The 15,622-nt window shown below is 64.7% G+C and carries 17 protein-coding genes; 13 read left to right on the plus strand and 4 right to left on the minus strand.

Annotation, left to right across the window (positions count from 1 at the left end):
- From ABEL04_RS12720 to lepB, 6 genes are all read left to right on the plus strand, one after another.
- On the plus strand, window positions 1–1,983 hold a 1,983-nt coding region (locus ABEL04_RS12720), incomplete at its 5' end, for a DUF5915 domain-containing protein (protein WP_375802767.1).
- A 61-nt stretch (window positions 1,984–2,044) separates the two neighbouring features.
- Complete coding sequence (locus ABEL04_RS12725; protein ID WP_375802768.1) at window positions 2,045–2,494, plus strand: TraR/DksA family transcriptional regulator; 450 nt, start codon at window positions 2,045–2,047, stop codon at window positions 2,492–2,494.
- Between the two features lie 68 nt (window positions 2,495–2,562).
- The gene (lspA, locus tag ABEL04_RS12730) at window positions 2,563–3,318 is read left to right on the plus strand and encodes a signal peptidase II (RefSeq protein ID WP_375802769.1); all 756 of its coding nucleotides are present in this window, start codon (window positions 2,563–2,565) and stop codon (window positions 3,316–3,318) included.
- Window positions 3,319–3,507: 189 nt separating this feature from the next.
- Entirely contained in the window at window positions 3,508–5,322 is a 1,815-nt protein-coding gene (gene lepA / locus ABEL04_RS12735; protein ID WP_375802770.1) for a translation elongation factor 4, read from the plus strand.
- 49 nt (window positions 5,323–5,371) lie between these two features.
- On the plus strand, window positions 5,372–6,256 hold the full coding sequence (locus ABEL04_RS12740; protein WP_375802771.1) for a hypothetical protein: 885 nt from the start codon (window positions 5,372–5,374) through the stop codon (window positions 6,254–6,256).
- Between the two features lie 52 nt (window positions 6,257–6,308).
- A complete protein-coding gene (gene lepB / locus ABEL04_RS12745; RefSeq protein WP_375802772.1) occupies window positions 6,309–7,589 on the plus strand; it encodes a signal peptidase I in 1,281 nt (426 codons plus the stop codon).
- Between the two features lie 281 nt (window positions 7,590–7,870).
- Here the strand turns inward: lepB and ABEL04_RS12750 are convergent, their stop codons facing one another.
- Window positions 7,871–8,848 (minus strand): L,D-transpeptidase, encoded by a 978-nt coding sequence (locus tag ABEL04_RS12750; RefSeq protein WP_375802773.1) that lies wholly within the window; start codon window positions 8,846–8,848, stop codon window positions 7,871–7,873.
- A gap of 156 nt (window positions 8,849–9,004) precedes the next feature.
- Entirely contained in the window at window positions 9,005–9,520 is a 516-nt protein-coding gene (locus tag ABEL04_RS12755) for a hypothetical protein (protein ID WP_375802774.1), read from the minus strand.
- Window positions 9,521–9,835: 315 nt separating this feature from the next.
- On the opposite strand from ABEL04_RS12755, the gene ABEL04_RS12760 reads away from it, so the two are divergent.
- The gene (locus tag ABEL04_RS12760) at window positions 9,836–10,615 is read left to right on the plus strand and encodes a DoxX family protein (protein ID WP_375802775.1); all 780 of its coding nucleotides are present in this window, start codon (window positions 9,836–9,838) and stop codon (window positions 10,613–10,615) included.
- Between the two features lie 129 nt (window positions 10,616–10,744).
- Window positions 10,745–11,938 carry a patatin-like phospholipase family protein gene (locus ABEL04_RS12765; protein ID WP_375802776.1) on the plus strand — a complete coding sequence of 398 codons (1,194 nt, stop codon included), beginning with the start codon at window positions 10,745–10,747 and terminating at the stop codon, window positions 11,936–11,938.
- On the opposite strand, the gene ABEL04_RS12770 is transcribed toward ABEL04_RS12765, so the two are convergent.
- A complete protein-coding gene (locus ABEL04_RS12770) occupies window positions 11,908–12,417 on the minus strand; it encodes a dihydrofolate reductase (protein ID WP_375802777.1) in 510 nt (169 codons plus the stop codon). The two genes, ABEL04_RS12765 and ABEL04_RS12770, sit on opposite strands and share 31 nt — an antisense overlap.
- Window positions 12,418–13,306: 889 nt before the next feature.
- Between ABEL04_RS12770 and ABEL04_RS12775 the strand changes: the two genes are divergently transcribed.
- The 5 genes from ABEL04_RS12775 to ABEL04_RS12795 all read left to right on the plus strand — a co-directional run bounded on the left by ABEL04_RS12775 (window position 13,307) and on the right by ABEL04_RS12795 (window position 15,281).
- Window positions 13,307–13,585: a hypothetical protein gene (locus tag ABEL04_RS12775; RefSeq protein ID WP_375802778.1), complete on the plus strand. Its 279-nt coding sequence runs from the start codon at window positions 13,307–13,309 to the stop codon at window positions 13,583–13,585.
- Between the two features lie 137 nt (window positions 13,586–13,722).
- Window positions 13,723–13,995 (plus strand): hypothetical protein, encoded by a 273-nt coding sequence (locus tag ABEL04_RS12780; protein WP_375802779.1) that lies wholly within the window; start codon window positions 13,723–13,725, stop codon window positions 13,993–13,995.
- Window positions 13,992–14,363, plus strand: a complete 372-nt coding sequence (locus tag ABEL04_RS12785) for a hypothetical protein (protein ID WP_375802780.1) — start codon at window positions 13,992–13,994, stop codon at window positions 14,361–14,363. Before ABEL04_RS12780 ends, ABEL04_RS12785 begins: the two co-directional genes overlap by 4 nt.
- Window positions 14,364–14,631: 268 nt before the next feature.
- Window positions 14,632–14,904, plus strand: coding sequence for a hypothetical protein (locus ABEL04_RS12790; RefSeq protein ID WP_375802781.1), 273 nt, complete (start codon window positions 14,632–14,634; stop codon window positions 14,902–14,904).
- The gene (locus tag ABEL04_RS12795) at window positions 14,904–15,281 is read left to right on the plus strand and encodes a hypothetical protein (RefSeq protein ID WP_375802782.1); all 378 of its coding nucleotides are present in this window, start codon (window positions 14,904–14,906) and stop codon (window positions 15,279–15,281) included. The genes ABEL04_RS12790 and ABEL04_RS12795 overlap by 1 nt, the downstream gene beginning before the upstream one ends.
- A 54-nt stretch (window positions 15,282–15,335) precedes the next feature.
- On the opposite strand, the gene ABEL04_RS12800 is transcribed toward ABEL04_RS12795, so the two are convergent.
- Window positions 15,336–15,622 (minus strand): amidase family protein (locus ABEL04_RS12800; RefSeq protein WP_375802783.1); only part of this gene is annotated, 287 nt, incomplete at its 5' end.

The following is a 15,622-nucleotide window of genomic DNA, read 5'->3' on the forward strand; positions in this document are numbered from 1 at the left end:
AAGCTCAAGGACCGGATGGTGGAGCTTAACGACACCATCAACTGGCAGCCCGACGCCATCGGCGAGGGGCGCTTCGGCGAGTGGCTGGAGAACAACGTGGACTGGGCGCTCAGCCGCCGCCGCTACTGGGGCACGCCGCTCCCGGTGTGGGAGAGCGACAAGGAGGACTCCGACTACTACGAGGTTATCGGCTCCGTCGACGAGCTGCGCGAGAAGTGCGGCGACCAGTTGCCGGAGGACGACGATGAGATTGACCTCCATCGCCCGTTCGTCGACGAGTTGACGTGGGAGGGGCCGGACGGCGGCACGATGCGCCGCGTCCCCGATCTCATCGACGTGTGGTTCGACTCCGGCGCCATGCCGTACGCACAGTGGCACTACCCCTTCGAGAACGAGGAGGACTTCGAGGCCAACTTCCCGGCCGACTTCATCGCCGAGGGCGTCGACCAGACGCGCGGCTGGTTCTACTCGCTGCACGCCATCGCCACCCTCGTCTTCGACGACGTGGCCTACGAGAACGTGGTCGTCAACGGCCTCGTGCTCGACGAGGACGGCAACAAGATGTCGAAGTCGAAGGGCAACACGGTCGAGCCCTTCGAGGTGATCGACGAGTACGGGGCCGACGTGGTGCGCTGGTTCATGATGAGCAACGCGCCGCCGTGGGAGAACCTGCGCTTCAGCGAGCGGGGACTGCGGGACCTGCGCCGCACCTTCTTCGGCACCCTCGAGAACGTCTACAGCTTCTTCTCGACCTACGCCAACATCGACGGCTTCCGGTATCAGAAGGACCGGATGCCGGTCGCCGAGCGGCCGGAGCTCGATCAGTGGATCATCAGTCGCCTCCACACGACGACGCAGACGGTCCAGGAGGCGCTTGAGGACTACGATCCCACGACGGCGGCCCGGGCGGTCGAGGAGTTCGTGGAGGAGCTCTCGAACTGGCACCTGCGCCGCTCGCGGAGCCGCTTCTGGGCGTCGAAGCGGGGCGGGGACGGAGAAGTGGGGGGCGGCGGCACGGTCGCGGCCGAGAAGAAGGAGGCCGCCTACCAGACGATCTACGAGTGCCTGGAGGCCACGGCGAAGCTGATGAGCCCGATCGCCCCCTTCTTCGGCGAGTGGCTGTACCGCGTGCTTACCGACGTGACCGGCAGCGAGGCCGACTCGGTCCACCTCGCGTCCTTCCCCGAGGTCCGCGAGGACGAGCGGGACGAAGCCCTGGAGCACCGCATGGGTCTGGCCCGCACCATTGCCTCCACCGCCTTGTCGCTCCGCAACCAGGCCGAGATTAACGTGCGCCAGCCGCTGCCGCGCATCCTCGTGGTGACCGGCACGGGGGTGCCCGAGGCGGAGGTCGAACAGGTGAAGGACGTGATCCTCGACGAGGTGAACGTCAAAGCCATCGAGTACGTGGAGCACACCAGTGAGGTGGTGAGCCGCTCGGCCAAGCCCGACTTTAGCCGGCTCGGCCCGCGCCTCGGCGACCTTGTGAAGGCCGTAAACGAGAAGGTGCGCCAGCTCGACGACGACGTGATCGACGAGTACGTGCGAACCGGCGAGCTCACGCTGACCGTCGACGGGGAGGAGGTCGAGCTCGGCCCCGAGGACCTCGTCATTCAGAGCGAGGGCATCGAGGGGTGGCTCGTCGAGCAGGAGGGGGATGTGACCGTGGCCCTCGACACCGAGATTACGCCCGCGCTGCGGGCCGAAGGCCTCGCCCGCGAAAGCGTGAAGCGCATCCAAAACCTGCGCAAGGACGCCGGGTTTGAAGTCACCGACCGGATCGAAATCTCGTATCAGGGCACGGAGTCCATCGCCGAGGCCATTGGGCGCCACGAAGACTGGATCCGGAACGAGACCTTGGCGCTGGAGTTGCAGCCGTCTGACCAACCAGCGGGAGAGGCGGTCGAGACGTTCGACGTGGACGGCGAGCAGCTTACGCTTGGCGTCCGACGCGTCGAGCCCGACGAGACACTGGAAGCCTGACTGTTTCGGACGGCGAGTATCCCCTTCGCGTGCATCTTCTTGGAGGACCGATCCAGCATCCATGGCGAACGATACCTCAAACCCCGACACGGACGCGCCGCTCCACGCGCAGTCTACGGACGACAACGACGAAGAGCGCAAGACGCCGTTCTCGGACGAAGAACTGGAGCACTTCCGCGAGCTGATTCTGCAGCGCCGCCGGGAGGCGAAGGAGGAAATCGAACAGATGCGGGAGCAGGTGGACGAGGCTCAGGAGCATTCCGACGACAACACCGCGTACGGCATTCACATGGCAGATGCCGGGACCGACGCGATGGAGCGGGAGAAGCTTCACCTCATGATTGCCCGTCAGCAGAAGTACATCGGCTACCTCGATCGGGCCCTCGAGCGCATCGACAACAAGACCTACGGCATTTGCCGGGTTACCGGCGAACCCATCTCTAGGGGCCGGCTCGAGGCGGTTCCCCACACCGAAATCTCGATCGAGGCGAAGAAGCAAGAAAAGTCCTGAGCGTGGGCACACGGGCGCGAGGCGTCCCTTCCCCTCCACGCTCTTGGCATTACATCCCCACCCCGATGATGCGCGTCCTCTGGATCTCTGCGGCCGTCGTCGTTCTCGACCAGGCCACGAAAGCCACAGTCGTCCGGTTCATGCGTCCGGAGCAGTCCATCCCCGTCCTGGGGGACTGGCTGCGTCTGACATTCACCGAAAACCCGGGCATGGCCTTCGGGATCACCATTGGCCCGCCCGGGACCATAACGGTTCTCGCGCTTATCGCAACCGTCCTCGTAGCGGCCTACATCTACCAGGTCCGCAACGACTACGCCCCGTACCGGTGGAGCCTGGCGTTCATCCTTGGCGGGGCCCTTGGCAACATCATCGACCGGGTGTTCTACGGCGTCCTTCTCGACTATGGCTCGCTCTTTACCGGGCACGTCGTGGACTTCATCCACGTGAGCCTCTGGCAGGGCTTCATTCCCCGAAGCGTCCCGATCCTCGGGGGCTCGTACATGGAGCTCTTCCCGATCTGGAACGTGGCCGACATGTCGATCGTCCTGGGCGTTGTGGGAGTTCTTTTTTTCCACCAGTCCTTCCACGAACGCCGTCGGGCGAAGCGGCGGGCTGCCCGGCAGCGCACGCCACGGATCCGGCGGGCACGAAAGAGCCCTGCGTCGGTTTTTTCGAATCTTGGGCAAGACCTCGGTACGCCCCCGGCGGTGCCATCAGCCTTGTCGGAGATCGGGCGACACGGTCGCACCAACGGCGCGAGGCGCCAGGACGACCCGGAAGCGCGCAGCACGTCGTTTTGGAGGGTGCAGGAGGAGCACATGTAGGCGTTTCGTCGGCGACGCTGTTCAGACGGGGGCTCCCCGGACGTGCCTGTGCATCCGTCTCGTGCAACGTGAAGACGGGTGGTCCGTTACACCGCACGCAAACAGACGACACGCTCTGCCCGAAGCGACCGTGGCGCATCGGCTGCACCCCGGTCCTTTGTCGAATGCACACCCGACGGCTCGCGCCTCATGCCTGACCGTTCGAACATCCGAAATTTCTGCATCATCGCCCACATCGACCACGGGAAGAGCACCCTGGCCGACCGGCTGCTTGAACGCACCGGGACGATTACCGAGCGTGACATGAAAGAGCAAACGCTCGACGACATGGACCTGGAGCGGGAGCGGGGCATCACCATCAAGAGCCACGCCGTGCGGATGCCGTACGCCGCCTCGGATGGGGAGGAGTACACGCTGAACCTTATCGACACGCCGGGGCACGTCGACTTTACCTACGAGGTGAGCCGGGCGCTCAAGGCGTGCGAGGGCGCCATCCTGCTGGTCGACGCGGCGCAGGGCATTGAGGCGCAGACCATTTCCAACATGTGGCTGGCCCTGGAGCAAGAGCTGGAAATCATCCCGGTCATCAACAAGGTGGACCTGCCGGTGGCCCGGCCCGACGAGGTGGCGCAGGCGCTGGAGGACCTGATTGGGGAGCCCGCCGAGGACATTCTGCAGATCAGCGCCAAGACGGGCGAGGGGGTCGACGAGATGCTCGATCTGCTCATCGACCGCGTCCCGCCCCCCTCCGGCGACCCCGACGCGCCGCTGCGCGCTCTCATCTTCGATTCCATCTACGACTCGTACCGCGGCTCCGTCGTCTATGCCCGCGTCTTCGACGGCACCCTGGAGCAGGGGGACACGATGGAGTTCATGTCGAACAAGAAGCAGCACGACGCCGAAGAGCTGGGCATCCTGCGCATGGGGCGGCAGGAGGTGGACGAGCTCACGGCGGGCGACGTGGGCTACATCATCGGCTCCATCAAAGACATTCAGGACGCCCGCGTGGGCGATACGATTACCCAGGCCCACGATCCGGCCGACGAGCCCATTCCGGGCTTCGAAGAGGTGAAGCCCATGGTGTTCAGTGGCATCTACCCCACCGAGACCGACGACTTCGAGGAGCTGCGCGGCGCGCTCGAAAAGCTGCAGCTAAACGACGCCTCGCTTACGTACCAGGCCGAAAGCTCCGCCGCCCTCGGCTACGGCTTTCGGGTCGGCTTTCTGGGCCTGCTCCACATGGAGATCATCCAGGAGCGGCTGGAGCGGGAGTTCGACCTCGACATCATTACCACGGTGCCGAACGTGGAGTACCGCGTGGACGTCGAGGAGGGAGGTGAGCAGAAGACCGTCACCGTTGACAAGCCGGAAGACATGCCGCACTACGGCGACATTGAGGCCGTCCACGAGCCGTACGTGAAGGCCGACATCATCACGCCGAGCGACTACATCGGCAACGTCATCGAGCTCTGTGAGGACCGGCGCGGGGAGTACGGAAGCCAGCGCTGGCTCGACGGGCAGACGGTCAAACTAGAATACGAGCTCCCCCTCGCCGACATCGTCTTTGACTTTTACGACAACCTCAAGAGCGCGAGCCGGGGCTACGCCTCCTTCGACTACGAGGTGCTGGAGTACCGCGAGAGTGATCTCGTAAAGCTCACCATTCTGATCGACGAGAAGCCCGCCGAACCGCTATCCACCATCGTTCATCGTGACGAGGCGCACGAAGTGGGGCGCAAGCTCGCCAAGAAGCTCAAGGACGTCATTCCCCGCCAGCTCTATGAGGTGCCCATCCAGGCCTCCATCGGCCGCCGCATTGTAGCCCGGGAGACGATCAAGGCCCAGCGCAAGGACGTGACGGCGAAGTGCTATGGGGGCGACGTGACCCGGAAGAAAAAACTCTTGGAAGAACAGAAGGAGGGCAAGAAGCGCATGAAGCAAATGGGCGAGATCGACGTTCCCCAGGAGGCATTCCTTGCTATTCTCTCGGTGGACGAAGACTAGTCTGCACGTCCCCTTCGCGCGCCGCGACAGGCAACGAGCCCGATCGAGCATGACGCACGCGCCGAGCCGGCATCTGCAAAGTGAAGTGCGCTTCGGAACAGGGAGCATCGCGCTCGTGGTTGGAATGGTTCTTCTGCTCTGGGGCGCCGGTCCCCACCCGACGGCGGCACAGACGTCCGAGGTCGACGAGACCGATCTCATCGAACGCTACCAGGCAGCCCGACAGCGCCTCCTCGTCCGTCGGCACCTCCAGCGCGAAGGGCAAATCCGCGTACTTCCGCTCGCACAGCTCCCGCTCCCTGCCGACTCCTTGCGCCCGTCCGAGCCCAACCCGCAGGCAGAGAGTACAAGGCATGCCTTTCCGATTCACGACATTCGTGTCGTGCGGCGGTCGGGACGGGAGGAGTTCCGAGAGCGCTTCGCGGACGTGCATTGGTCGTTCCTCGGGTCCACGCCGCGCCACACGTTCCTCGACACCACCCAAACCCGAGACCTACGGGCCCGCCTGCAGGCCCAGTTCGGCGATCCGACCCAGACGCTCGGGGACGCAGCTCGCGACGATGACCGGACCGAGCGGGCACAGTTCGAGTACTGGTTCGTCGTGAACGACTCCATTCCGGTTCAGGTGACAGACACCCGGGGGCCTAGGGGACGGGGCGTGATTGTGATGGCGGCTCGGCGTTATCGCGACCAGCTTCGCAGCCTGCGAGATGCCCTGCTGGCCCCTCTCCGGCGCTCAAAGCGGAGGCCCTACGTCGACTACCACTACGACACCCGCTGCGGGTGTTGGTACCGAACCGGATTCGACGGGCGCACCTTCTTCCTCAGGCGGACGACATCTGCGGCCGTCGGGTCCGGCCGACGGGCGCGTCTCGACACGACGAATGCCCCCCCGAGCCATTCCTCGCCTCCGGCCAACGGGAACTCGCCGTAGATGAGCCGTCGGCCCGCCCAACTCTCGACTTCACCGCACAGGTTAAGCACACATGTCGACCTCCGATCGTACCGAGCGGTCCTCCGGCACGTCCGGAACCGAGGCCAAGAGCGAGCTTCGCCAGTGGGGCGAGTCCTTCGTGGTGGCGGTTATCATCGTGGTGGTCGTGCGGACGCTTCTGTTCGATCTGTTCCGTATCCCAACCCCGTCCATGGAGGAGAATCTCCTGGTCGGGGATTACTTGGTAGTGTCGAAGCTGCATTACGGCCCGCGCATGCCCATGACGCTGGGCATCCCGCTCTCCTCCGCGTTCGTGTCGGGGGGCATCTACCTGCCGGGGGTGACGTTTCCGTACACCCGGTTGCCCGGGTTTGGCTCGATCCAGCGGGGGGACGTGATCGTGTTCAACTATCCCCCCGATGAGGAACCCGTCGACCGGAAGGTGCACTACGTCAAGCGGGTCATTGGCGTGCCCGGTGAAGACCTCAAGGTCCGGGACAAACTCGTGTACGTCGACGGGCGGTCCCTCCCACTGGGCCGGGGTATGCAACAGTACTGGACTGTCACGAAGAGCGACCCGCGCTATCAGATCCCGCGCTCGCGCATGGAGGAGATTGGCATCAGTGCCGTACGGCGCACGCGGGCCGAGAAAAAGGTCCGCGTCCTGGCCACCCCGACGGGTGCTCGCCGGGTGAGTCAGTGGTCCTGGGTCCGCTCGATCAAACCATACGTCGTCAACAACAGCGAGCAGTACGGAGAACGCATGTACCCGGCGGGACGCGGCTACACCCCCGACAACTACGGCCCCGTGCACATCCCTGCGAAAGGAGAGACTGTTGAGCTCACGGCACGAAACTGGCCCCTCTACCGGCCCGTCATCACTCGATACGAGGGCCGGTCGGCCCGGCAGATGACCGACTCGACCTTTGCGATCGATGGAGAGCGCGCGACGACGTACACCTTCCAGCAGGACTACTTCTTTGTCATGGGCGACAACCGGGACAACTCGAAAGACAGCCGGTACTGGGGGTTCGTCCCAAAGGACCACATCGTGGGAAAGGCCGTCCTCACATACTTTTCCTGGAGTTACGAAGAGTGGTCTCCTCGCTTCGGACGCATCATGCAGCCTATTCCGGACAGCGAGGTATTCCGCGAACAGACGGTCATGGAGCAAATTTCTGACAATGAGACGGTGAGCCGTCCTCCGGCGCAGGATTCGGGCCCTGATGGTCGTCGTCGGGGCTCGAGACCTTCCGGGGACCGCGCCGTGCTGGAGCCCACTCCCCAGCGCCCTTTCACGCGGGCGTCGCGGGGGAAGGGTCCAGGCGAGTAGAGACACGCTGGACGATATCTGGAGGACGGCGACGCGGCTTCGGGCAAAATATACCGTCGGCCGGGATCGGTCCAGTCCCCAACCAGCTTTGGAGCTTCGTGGGCAGCTCCCAATCCTGCTGTCTGCCCTTCGGAACCCTGAGATGGCCTCCCGGAGTCGTGGGGAGAGGACGGGCCACACGGCCGTCACTCCATCCATGTGCGCTATCAGCCCGCCCATGACCCGCCCACGAGGAGCATGCTCCCTCGCAGAGGAACTTCAGTCAGGATAAGCGAAAGGGGCTACCGAGATGCCCGCTGCTTCCGGAGTCGGTCCCAAATCCGCTGCTGATCGGTGCCCGGCGGCACGTCGTAGGGATTCTCCGGAAGCTCGACGCGCTTCAGAATCGGATAGCGCTTCTTGTACTTGAAGGGCTGGGGGGTGCCCTCGGGCCCCTGCCCGAGCACGAGAACCATAGTGCCCGGCTCCAAAAGCTTGCCCCGCCCCGAAGACGGCCTCATGTGTCCGCGCGTCGTCTTCCAGGGCTCGGCCCAATCGTAAATCCACTTGGCGTCGGCGTCGATGAGACGCACGCAGCCGTGGCTCGTGGGACCGCCGGTGGGCATCGAATATTGGTGGACGTGGATGCCGCGCGAAGCGTGGAAGTTGAAGACCCAGCGCATCTTCCACTCCTCGCCGGGGGGGCTCAGCGTCGAGATCCGCTTCTTCTGCTTCCAGTTGAAATTGAATCGGCCGCTTGGAGTGGCCGACGAGTCTGGATCGCCCGTGTTGACGACGCCCCAGCGCGCGAGCTTGCCGTACTCGTACGCGGCAAACGCCTGTACGGTCTTGTGGATGATGAACAGCTTCTCGAAGTTGTGAGCGCCTGGGTAGTACCGAGGGAAGGGGGAGTAGGCGCGGAAGTCGAGGCCGTACTTGGTGGGAACGACGAGCGTGTCGCCGAGGCCTGTGTTCTCGATCGTCTGCCGGTTGAGGAGTTCAATGAGCTGGGCCCGTTCACGGCCGAGCTTGGTGTTCCCATCCCCGATTCGGGTGTAGAAGCGATTCCGGGCAATGACGCTGTTGCCACTTTGGTCGTAGAGGATGGCGTACTCGTAGTAGACCTCAGGAAGGTTCCCGAGATCCTTGGCCTGTCGCGACAAGATGTCCTCGATCGCATACTGGTTGAAGTACCCTTGAGCCACGGCGGGGGAGCACATGCTCGCCGCAAGCACGAGTACGCTAAGACTTCCGAGGAGGAACCGTATGCACCTGCGCATAAGGAAGAATGGAAAACGATGGACGACGAAGGAGAAACTGCCTATCCGTAACCTGTGCGCGCGTTTCCTGGGCCCCCGAAACGTATGCTCATTGGTGACGCCCGGCGAACGTCATGGCATGCACTTCTCTGCGGAGATCCTCAACAGCAGATGGTGCTAGGCCCCCGCGGGCGTGCCGAGGAGCTGCGCGTGCCACGACTCGCGGGCAGGCTTCTCGAACGCTCCCTCGCGGAGGGCACCGAGAGTCGTGAGGCTGGGATCGAACACGTGAGTCTCGGCCGTCACGGTTCCCTCGTCCGCGCGTTCCTGGAACGCGGAACGTGAGACGGCCGCTACGGAACCGTCGGGGGTGCGGTAGAGCACGTGAAGAGCCGAAACCCACTGGATGTCCAGGGCAGAGGCCGCGTCGTCGATCGCGTGGGTGAGATCGTCGATGCCACAGCCAGAAATCTCGTCCCCCGCCGCAGGGGTTCCGGCAACGACCAGAAAACGATCGTGCAGGATGGTTGCGGCCCCCTCCACGGCGTGCTGATGCGAGGTCCAGTCGTCAATGAACGCGGAAAGACGATCAAGAAGGGTCGCTTGGGTAGACTCGGGCAAAGGAGCGGTGGTCACGTGGATCCAAAGCCGAGCGTGGTCGGGGAGGTCGGAAAACCGGGAGAGATCAGCCATGCGCAGTGCGGAGTTCAGCTTGGGACGGAATCCAGCGGGGCCTTTTTGTAAGTCGCATTGCCGGTTGTGTTTGTCCTCTTCACTGTAGGGCGACGGTGGGTTGAGGGGCAGGGGGCCCGTGCGTCATCCGAGGGCGCAGCAGTGGGGCACTGCCCTCCACCCCGTGCTCCCGACTGCGACGACGTGCTCTGGGGAACGATTTGCAATGTGAAGATAACAAAAACGAAACGTCGAGAGTCTCGGGCCGACGAATGCTTGCTGTTCCCACCAGACGTTCCCCGCAGGCGGTTCTTCGAACTTGACCCCACATCGCTTATGTCTCGCTACCGCGACCTCGTTGACTGGATCGACAAGCACCGAGGCGTTGCCCTCGATCTCGTTCGCATATATCTGGGCATTGGCCTCTTCGTTCGGGGGCTTCTCTTCGCATACCAGGGGGTCGGGGGCGTCGTGGATCTTTCGTCGTTCTCGCTCGCCTCGGCCGCCCTCGCCCACTACGTGACGTTTGCCCACCTGCTCGGCGGGCTCATGCTGGCCGCGGGCCTACTCACCCGTCTCGCGGCACTCATCCAGATCCCGGTTCTCGCCGGGGCCGTATTTCTCGTGCACCTGGAGCAGGGGCTCCTGGCGGCGAACCAATCCCTTGAGTTCTCGGCGCTGGTGTTCTTCCTCCTCGCGGTCGTGTTCGTGTTTGGACCGGGCAGGTGGTCGGCCGACCGCTACGTCTTCGAGCAAGAGCCGGAACTCCGCGACGAGGAACTCGAGAAATGGTGGCGCGACGAGGAGGTCGAACGGGAGCCGGTGGCCGAACCCGCCGGGGATGGGGACCTGAGGGTCACCTCGGCTTCCTCGACGAGCGCACGACAGGTCGTCGCCGAGGCCGTTGAGGCCGAATCTTGCGCGTGTGGCAACGACCTCACTCATCCGAGGGTCACGGCCGAACCTCACTACGGATGGAGTGCCGGCTTTTTCTTCATGCTCGGCATCTCCGCCCCCGTGAAGGAGGTCGTTTTCTACTGCGAGAAATGCGGAACGGTCATGAAGCGCACACAGGATCCGGAAGTGCTTCGGAAATACCGCTGGCATACGTCCTGAGCAGTCGTGTGAACGTGCGCTATCCTTCCGGCATCCCGGCACGCAGGCCTGCGGATGCGCCGCGGCCCCCGCAGTCGAGACCCCCCTTGCTCAGCAACGAGACCCCGCCATTCAGATCGCCCTTCATCCATGAGCGGCTCTTCGTCGGACTCCGATTCGGCTCCGTCGGCGCGGGGGGAACCTGCGACGGCCCTGGTACTGGGCGGCGGGGGGGCGCGGGCGGCCTACCAGACGGGCGTGCTGGAGTACGTTGGGGAGGCGTTCCCGCGGGCCTCGGTGCCCCTCATGACGGGGGTGTCGGCCGGGTCCATCAATGCCGCCCACCTCGCGGCCGATCCCGGCCCGTGGGCCCGTCGCACCGCGCGGCTCACGAGCTACTGGGAGGAGCTCACGATGGACGACGTGTTCGCGCCCCGCTCCCTCTGGTCGCTGGGCCGGTCGCTGGTGCGGGGCACCCCGAGCGCCGAGCAAACCCTCCTGGACACCGCCCCCCTCCGCGATTACCTCGACCGGCGGCTGCCGACGGACGCGAAGGGATGCCTGACGGGCGTCGCCGAGAATCTGGACGCGGACCGCCTGGAGGGCCTCGCCATCTCCACCTCCAACTATGCCACCCTCCAGACGGTGACGTGGGTGCAGGGCTGTGAAATGCGCGACTGGGAGCGGCCCAACCGAATCGGGCGCCGGACGCGGCTCCACCTCGACCACGTGATGGCCTCCACGGCGCTGCCGATGGTGTTTCCCGCTGTGCGCCTCGACGACGCCTGGTACGGGGACGGGGGCCTTCGCATGCTCGACCCCCTCGCGCCCGCCATCCACCTGGGGGCCGACCGCCTGTTCGTCATTTCCACGCGTTACGAACGATCCCAGGCTGAGGCCACCCGTGCGGCCCGCACGCCCGCCTACCCGTCGCTCTTCCAGATGATGGGCATTCTCGCCAACGTGCTGATGCTCGACGTGCTGGAGCACGATGCGGCCGTGCTGCGCCGCATCAATCGCCTCGTGCGCCGCATCCGTCCGGAGCAGCGCGGTCGGCTCCAGCCCATCGACCTGCTCGTCCTGCGCCCCTCCGTCGACCTCGGCGCGCTGGCGGGCGACTACGACCTGGAGATCGGCGGGGCCATGGGCAGGCTCCTCAATCTCGTGGAGTGGCAGGCCGATCCGCCGCCCGACTGGCTGAGCATGCTTCTCTTCGAGCACGACTTCATTCACCACCTCCTCGAAATCGGCTATAACGACGCCAAGCGCCAGCACGACCGCATCGAGGCCTTCTTCGAGCGCAAGCCGATCGATCAGTCCGCCTCCGCGTCCGTCCGCTCGTAGGTCACGAACCGAAAGCCGTCGTGCGCCTCCACGTTGGTCACCTCGAACACGTCCCCCACGAGGTGCTCGTACGGCGGAAAGTGCGTGTCGCCCTCGTAGGTGCCCTCGATCAGCGTCAGCTCCAGCCGGTCGGCCCGCGGCAGAAACTGCTCGTAGATGGATTCGCCCCCGCCGATGAAGACGATCTCCTCGTCGGCCAGGGCCGCCAGTGCATCGTCGATGGAGGCGTACGTCTCGACCTCGGGGTACTCGTCGAACGGCCCCTGCGTGGTGAGCACCACCATGCGGCGGTTGGGCAGCGGGCCGCCAAACTGGTGCACGATCGACTCAAACGTGCGGCGGCCCATCAGCAGCGCGTGGCCCGTCGTCAGTTCCTTGAAGTGCTGCAGGTCCTCCGGGATGTGCCAGGGGAGGTCCTTGTCTTGTCCGATGACCCGGTTCTCTTCGGCGACGGCGGCGATGAGGACGAGTTCAGGCACGGATGCGTTGTACGTTGAACGTTGGTACGTTGAAGGTTGGGGTGGGGCGGGCGTTTGGGGACGGAGACGCCTGTCGTCTGGTGGAGGGGAAAGAAGTGAGAGAGGGAAGGGGTAAGAGGGAAGGGGGAAGAGGGAGAGTGGCGAGGGGTGTGAACGTGAGAGCTGGGCTATGAACGCTCGCACGCCCGGACGCCCAAACGCCCACACGCCCAGACTTCCACACGCAGAGCCAGAAACGTTTCCGTGACGCGACAAGTCCGCTGAGTCCCCTCTCCAGCGACAGTTTTGCCGAACTCTGCACCGCGTCGAAGATGCAAAGTGCGGCGGAGAATGTCACGAGCACGCCGCCCTCCGATACAGGATCGTCGCGATGGCCGCGCGGGTCGCCGCGGGACGACGCGCCGGGGAGCAGGGGGCCGACATAAAGCCCCCCGAGACCCTGAGCGACGAGGAGCGATCCCGGTGCCTCGGTCTGAAGGGCGAAGCGGACGGAACCGTCTTCCCCGGGCCATCGGGCTGCTCAGGCCCGTCTTCACCGTGCGGCCGCTGGCGTCCGGCGGGCTCGTGACCGAGGGGATCCGTAATTGCTCCGTCTGGGCGTCGGTGATGGTCTGCATGCTCCTCCTGTTCGGGGCCGTCTACAACCCCGGCGTAGGGCAGGTCCCAGGGGTGCAGCCCCTGAGCGCGGCGGCGTGGGGCCTCATCCGCGCTTATGAGCCTCGTGCCGCGTCGAGGCAACAATCCGCAGCGAGCAGTGTCGCGTCCGCCCCGCGCCGGGCGTGTGCCTGGCGAACGGTGGGGCGCCTGGGGCGGACGCCTTTCGGGAAAGAAGCCCGGCCATCGGCGTAGGAAAAGATCCACCTCTCCGTCATCACCCGGTCCCAATGCCGTGTCCGAAGAACCATCCGAACTCGCCGAACGCGGGGAGGAGATCTTCGAACGAGTCGTGCGCCCCCAGCTCGAAAATCGTTCGGACATCGACGATCGCGACTACGTCGCCATTGACGTCGACTCCGAGGACTTCGAAATCGACGCCGATCAGCGGGCGGCGTCGGATCGGCTCCTCGAACGCCACCCGGGAGCCCGAGGCCGCATCTGGTTCCGACGGGTGGGGAGTCGGGTCACCCATCACTTTGGGGGACGATTTCTAAGCGACGCATTCGACTGAAATCCTCTCCCCTCTCGTGCCGAAAGCGGATCCGGTTTCCTCGATGTAGGATTCCCTCTCACAGACCTGCGGAAAGACCACCGACGGCCAGCGTAGAAAACCATCCACACTGCTCACAACAGACAAGCTCCGGCCTCATGACCGAAGACCAATCCGAGCGCGCTGAGCGTGCGAATGAAATTTTTGATCGAGTCATCCGTCCCCAGGTCGACGTGGAGGAGGAGGCCCACAAGTACGTCGCTATTGACGTTGAGTCCGAAGACTTCGAGGTTGACGCCAATCAGCTTGCCGCTGCGGACCGCCTGATTGAACGACATCCAGAAGCAGAGGGACGCATCTGGTTCCGGCGCGTCGGGAGCCGGTTTGCTCATCACTTCGGGGGATGGCCCCGAGAGGAGGACGCAACATGACCACCGGGTTCTTTACCGCTGATCGTGAGCTGTCCCTTTCCCTGGAAGTGCGGGGACCGGACGAAGCCCGGTCGTTCGATGCAGTCATCGATACGGGCTTCAACGGGGGGCTCACCCTCCCGCCTGACTGGATCGATGGACTCGGGTGCCCGCAAGTAGGAGAAGAGCCCCTCGTCCTTGCCGACGGCCGTCAAACGGTCACCCGAGTGTACCGTGCGTATGCGATTCTCGACGAGACCGCCTACGACGTTTCTGTCGCGGAGGCACCGACGCCTCTGATCGGCACTGATCTCCTCTGGCTTCTCCCTCTACGCCGAATTCCAGGCGGGCGGGGCCGTGGAGGTCGACCGGCTTCCCCGGGCATCTGAATGAGCATCCGCGCGCCGCTCTTCGGTTCACAAAGGGACCGACACGCGGGGGCAAGAGCGATCACATCTTTCGTGGTGTCAGCGATGACCCGCAACCCGGCGCCGCGACGAAGTGGCAATTCGCAGCGAGTAGCGTCGCGTCCGCCCCGCGCCGGGCGTGCCCCTGGCGACCGGCGGAGCGCTTGAGCCGGACGCATTTCGGGAAAGACCTCCGGTCGGCAGCGTAGGAAGAGGTTCAACCCCTCCGTCACAATCCAGCTCTCATACTATGCCCGAAGAAAAATCTGAGCTTGTAGAACGGGGGAATGAAATCTTCGACCGCGTCGTCCGCCCGCAGGTGGACGTTGAGGAAGACGCCCAGAAGTACGTCGCGATCGATACCGAGTCTGAGGACTACGAGGTCGACCGCGACGCGCTTTCGGCGGTCGACCGTCTCGAAGAACGTCATCCGGAGGCACGAGGTCGCATCTGGCTTCGCCGGGTGGGGAGCCGGTACGCGTATCACTTCGGTGGTCGACTTCAAGACGAGCCGGAATCATAATGACTGGCGCTCTCACGTCGGACGGCGAACCCGTTCTGCAGTCGACCGTCGAGGGGCCCGCTGGCACTCGGGGCATCGAGGCCCTCGTCGACACCGGCTTCAATGGAGGACTGACGCTCTCGTCCGGGTTGATTGCTGCGCTGGACTTGCCAGAAAAGACCGTGATGGAGGTGACGCTCGCCGATGGGCGCGTTCGCGATGTGCAGACGTACGTCGGTACGGTCGCCCTCAATGGCACATCGAAGCGCGTTTTAATCGCCGAGTCCCCAACAACACCTCTCGTGGGAACCAGCCTCCTCTGGAGCTTCTCCCTCTACGTCGAATTTCAGGCCGGGGGCGCTGTCGAAGTCGCCCGGCTCTCAGAGGGTGCGGAATGAGCGCCCGTCCGCATCCCTTCGTTGCAACACGGGACCGATTCGCGGCGACGGGGATCACGCTCCCAGTGGCGCCAGCGACGACACGTCCCCCAGTGCATCTTCAAGACGCCGCCCCGCCGCGAGCAGTTCGGCGTCCGTCCCGCGCCGGGCGTGCACCTGCAGGCCAATGGGGCGGCCGTCCGCCGACCGGCCCGCGGGAAGGGTGAGAATGGGGTGCCCCGTCACGGCCGTCGGGCAATTGTAGGGGGCAAGGGGGAGCGTGTAGGGGACCGAGACGCCCTCGATGTCGAGGTCGGCCCCGGTGGGGCGGTGCGTAAAAGCCGGGGTAGCGGCGACAGGCG

Origin of the sequence: Salinibacter sp. (assembly GCF_042218895.1) — a bacterium.
Lineage (GTDB): Bacteria > Bacteroidota > Rhodothermia > Rhodothermales > Salinibacteraceae > Salinibacter.

Excerpts from the sequence above, each read along its gene's own strand:
- ABEL04_RS12785 (WP_375802780.1), top strand. The coding sequence starts at position 13,992 with ATGACCACCGGGTTCTTTACCGCTGATCGTGAGCTGTCCCTTTCCCTG.
- ABEL04_RS12760 (WP_375802775.1), top strand. The coding sequence starts at position 9,836 with ATGTCTCGCTACCGCGACCTCGTTGACTGGATCGACAAGCACCGAGGC.
- ABEL04_RS12780 (WP_375802779.1), top strand. The coding sequence starts at position 13,723 with ATGACCGAAGACCAATCCGAGCGCGCTGAGCGTGCGAATGAAATTTTT.
- ABEL04_RS12790 (WP_375802781.1), top strand. The coding sequence starts at position 14,632 with ATGCCCGAAGAAAAATCTGAGCTTGTAGAACGGGGGAATGAAATCTTC.
- lspA (WP_375802769.1), top strand. The coding sequence starts at position 2,563 with ATGCGCGTCCTCTGGATCTCTGCGGCCGTCGTCGTTCTCGACCAGGCC.
- ABEL04_RS12750 (WP_375802773.1), bottom strand. The coding sequence starts at position 8,848 with ATGCGCAGGTGCATACGGTTCCTCCTCGGAAGTCTTAGCGTACTCGTG.
- ABEL04_RS12740 (WP_375802771.1), top strand. The coding sequence starts at position 5,372 with ATGACGCACGCGCCGAGCCGGCATCTGCAAAGTGAAGTGCGCTTCGGA.
- lepA (WP_375802770.1), top strand. The coding sequence starts at position 3,508 with ATGCCTGACCGTTCGAACATCCGAAATTTCTGCATCATCGCCCACATC.
- ABEL04_RS12795 (WP_375802782.1), top strand. The coding sequence starts at position 14,904 with ATGACTGGCGCTCTCACGTCGGACGGCGAACCCGTTCTGCAGTCGACC.
- ABEL04_RS12725 (WP_375802768.1), top strand. The coding sequence starts at position 2,045 with ATGGCGAACGATACCTCAAACCCCGACACGGACGCGCCGCTCCACGCG.
- ABEL04_RS12755 (WP_375802774.1), bottom strand. The coding sequence starts at position 9,520 with ATGGCTGATCTCTCCCGGTTTTCCGACCTCCCCGACCACGCTCGGCTT.
- lepB (WP_375802772.1), top strand. The coding sequence starts at position 6,309 with ATGTCGACCTCCGATCGTACCGAGCGGTCCTCCGGCACGTCCGGAACC.
- ABEL04_RS12765 (WP_375802776.1), top strand. The coding sequence starts at position 10,745 with ATGAGCGGCTCTTCGTCGGACTCCGATTCGGCTCCGTCGGCGCGGGGG.